Origin of the sequence: Rhizobium sp. PL01 (assembly GCF_033447125.1) — a bacterium.
In the GTDB taxonomy this organism is placed as follows: domain Bacteria; phylum Pseudomonadota; class Alphaproteobacteria; order Rhizobiales; family Rhizobiaceae; genus Pararhizobium.
Genome location: NZ_JAWQUM010000033.1, coordinates 1 through 1,052 on the forward strand (window position 1 = coordinate 1; position 1,052 = coordinate 1,052).

Sequence of the window (1,052 nt, forward strand, 5' to 3'; positions counted from 1 at the left end):
CCAGGCATAACCATTTCCGTGCCTTCAGGAAGCGACACGATGCCGGTCACGTCCGTTGTGCGGAAGTAGAACTGCGGACGGTAGTTGGTGAAGAACGGTGTATGACGGCCGCCTTCTTCCTTCGTCAGGATGTAGGCTTCAGCCATGAACTTCTTGTGCGGCTTGACCGAACCCGGCTTGCACAGGATCTGACCACGCTCGACGCCGTCACGGGTAACGCCGCGAACGAGAGCACCGATGTTGTCGCCAGCCTGGCCCTGATCGAGCAGCTTGCGGAACATTTCAACGCCGGTAACAGTCGTCTTGGCAGTCGGACGGATGCCGACGATCTCGACTTCTTCACCAACCTTGACGATGCCACGTTCGACGCGGCCGGTCACAACCGTACCACGGCCCGAGATCGAGAACACGTCTTCGATCGGCAGCAGGAACGGCAGGTTGATCGGACGCTCAGGCGTCGGAATGTAGGCGTCAACAGCAGCCATCAGCTCGCGGATCGCGTCTTCGCCGATCTTCTTGTCCGAATCTTCAAGCGCAGCCAGAGCCGAACCCTTGATGATCGGAATGTCGTCGCCCGGGAAGTCGTACATCGACAGAAGTTCGCGAACTTCGAGTTCAACGAGCTCGAGCAGTTCAGCGTCGTCGACCTGGTCAACCTTGTTGAGGAACACGACGATCGCCGGAACGCCAACCTGACGGGCAAGCAGGATGTGCTCGCGGGTCTGTGGCATCGGGCCGTCGGCAGCCGAGCAAACCAGGATCGCGCCGTCCATCTGCGCTGCACCGGTGATCATGTTCTTGACGTAGTCGGCGTGGCCGGGGCAGTCAACGTGGGCATAGTGACGGGCAGGCGTTTCATACTCGACGTGCGCCGTCGAGATGGTGATGCCGCGGGCCTTTTCTTCCGGCGCTGCGTCGATCTGGTCGTACGCCTTGTATTCGCCGAAATACTTCGTGATCGCTGCCGTCAGCGACGTCTTGCCATGGTCGACGTGGCCGATCGTGCCAATGTTAACGTGCGGCTTATTGCGCTCAAATTTGCTCTTTGCCAT

At 59.5% G+C, this 1,052-nt stretch carries 1 protein-coding gene; it reads right to left on the minus strand.

Annotated features, from left to right (window positions below; genetic code table 11):
• A partial coding sequence (gene tuf / locus R6X40_RS31540; protein WP_318419126.1) for an elongation factor Tu occupies nucleotides 1-1,052 on the minus strand: 1,052 nt, incomplete at both ends.